At 41.3% G+C, this 2,476-nt stretch carries 1 protein-coding gene; it reads right to left on the bottom strand.

The genetic code is table 11. From position 1 onward, the window contains the following. Positions 1-570: 570 nt before the first annotated feature. A partial coding sequence (locus AC1DND_RS25680) for an alpha-mannosidase (RefSeq protein WP_477585393.1) occupies positions 571-2,476 on the bottom strand: 1,906 nt, incomplete at its 5' end.

The following is a 2,476-nucleotide window of genomic DNA, read 5'->3' as shown; positions in this document are numbered from 1 at the left end:
GGGTAGAATGACGCCTATAAAGCATTCCAAGATATTGTATTTCCATAAATAATTTTTCAATCTCATGATTACAATCTTATACAGGTAGCCTAGGCGYCAAAGAAACAACACCCAGAATTTCTAACTGTATAAAGGTTAAAATATAACCCGTCCTCAACTACAAGTAATTTGACAATTAGTTATGTTTTTTTGTGATTGTAAAAATAAAAAGGCGGTTGCTGGGTAAATAAGATGTACAAACGTTTTCTGTTCCTGATAAAGCTAATCATGATTTTGGTCTAAAAGAAAGTAAAAATTACACTTTCAAGCAGCAATGCCGCTTTTGATATTCTATTGGGGTTAGAAGTTAGTTTCGCCCCCCTCATCTTATTGTTTTGCAAAGCTTTTGAAAACCACATCAAAAATTCATCATTATTGATCAATATTTATGCAAAATGGAACGCTGAAAATAAAGTTCTTTGTTATTTAAGCATGTACACTACTTAAGTATTTGTGAATAAGCTTTTAAGGCTATAACAAACAATGAGAAAGTTAATAATATTACTGTTTTTTGAATTATTCCAATATGGATTATTCTAACACAAAACTTGCCGGTGCATATTCATTCAGGAAAAACTTCAGTGTCCCTTTGACAACTGGTAGCTGCTTGCCGATTATTTCACCACGCAAAGTTACAGGGCTTGCCTTGGTGTAATTTGAGCCTTTGGGCAATGTAACGGTAACAGTACCGGAATTTCCTGCCTGTTCCCACAACCGTAACAGTGTACCCTTGTTTCCATCAGGATCGTCACCAAAAGCGGTTACAAGTATACCTTTACGTGAAACAGCAATGCCTGTTTGTTGCATCGGCAGTCTTTTGCCCCYTCCGCTTGCGGCAACRGCTATTAAYGGGGTTCTTGCTTCCCATGAGCGTACAGCGAGATTCTCTGCTGTTTTTTCTCCTTGTTTGATGCCCCAGATACGTACCCTTTCGCTCCATGAACCTTCGGTCCAGTAGGGAAAGTTGGTATTCCACATATTGTTGTACAGATTCACAAATACAGAAGGTTGTTTGGGAAAATAATCATAATCATATTTCCAAAGGCCTGGTTCGCCAAAACTGAGCAAAGGTGCATCGATAGCACAGATCCCAGCACCCGATTGATCAGGGGCAACCAGTGAGGCTCCTGTTTGCACGCCGTATATGTAGCGGTTACCGCCTACAATCTGATCTTTTGCTAAATCCATAGCGCCGCCCAARCGGCCMAGGATATACTTTGGCTTATTCACATTGAAAGGAAAGCAAAGCCATCCTCCATCRGGAACAGTATTGGCGATTTTATTRTTGATATTCCATTCCACATCCACATACTCAGATGCCTTGGGAAATGTGAAACTAATGGAAACCGATTCGGCAACAGGATTGGCATTMGCTGCAAGCAAYGTAACCTTATCGGCAACCGGTGATTGCTCTAMYTTCATTTYCCAAYCWRTAGGYGTRGTRGCCAGATAAGGGATGTCTGTAGGCAAATTTGGTTTCAGACCCGCAGCAAAATTGTTCCTTACGTAATTTCTGTCGTGATAATCTTTGGTTTGTGCATAGCTGAAACGTTCGTGCAGGAACTGCCCCAGTGCATAAGYGGAATGTTGATCAACCAGTTCCCTGCCGGTTGCCTTTTCAATCAATGAGGCAATTCCGCCTTTTTTCATGTCAAACTTTACCSTATAAAAYTTTGTATCRAGCGTAGWGCTYCCTGCACCGGATACCGTRTAAGCTGATGAGGTGTTCTTGATGACCTTGTAGCCATTKGCGGGTATRTTCCCTACWGCTATTTTCTTTCCCTTAAAATCAACCACTCCGCCCCGCATCCAGGGCAATGGATTGTACACCACGATGTCCCCAATGTTTGCTTTCACATTGTTGGCCAACAGGTCCATGCGTGAGGTAAAATTGGTTACAATAATGCTATCGGTGGTATTAATGTACTGTGCTTTATCTTTGAAACTAGATTCGAATTTTTCATAAAARCCTTCTTTYCTTGCCTGAAYGAAGTCATCATTRTATTTATAACGTTCWSCTTCYGATARTTGTGTTTTTCCATCTTTTGAAAACGCACCGTARCCTGGTGAAGATGCTCCAAATGTATGTTCTCCAAAAAGCATGCTGTTTTCATAAGCCCTTGCCAGTGAGCTGGCAAGGGATGTGGTTGAAATTCCCCATCCTTTCAATTGCGTATTCAAGATGTCCAATGCCGGTTCAAGCGGACGGATGTTTCTTGCTATTTTTGATTCCTGAGGCATGGCCATTACCCCATGTATCCATGGATCAACCATATCACCGCGAATGGTAGGCACTTGTGGATTTTCGGCCAATAAAACTCTCGCATATTCATCCAGGTCGGTAAAATGCAAGCGGACGTCTTTCATTCCGGCTACCTGTTTTTTTACTTCTTCAATTTCTTTGGGCGAAGGTGGGCCGGTATTATCATGCGTCATA

The sequence above is a fragment of the Pedobacter sp. 01N416 genome, from assembly GCF_056399685.1.
Note: the sequence above shows the minus strand (reverse complement) of the source record. Positions and strands in the feature narration are given on the sequence as shown.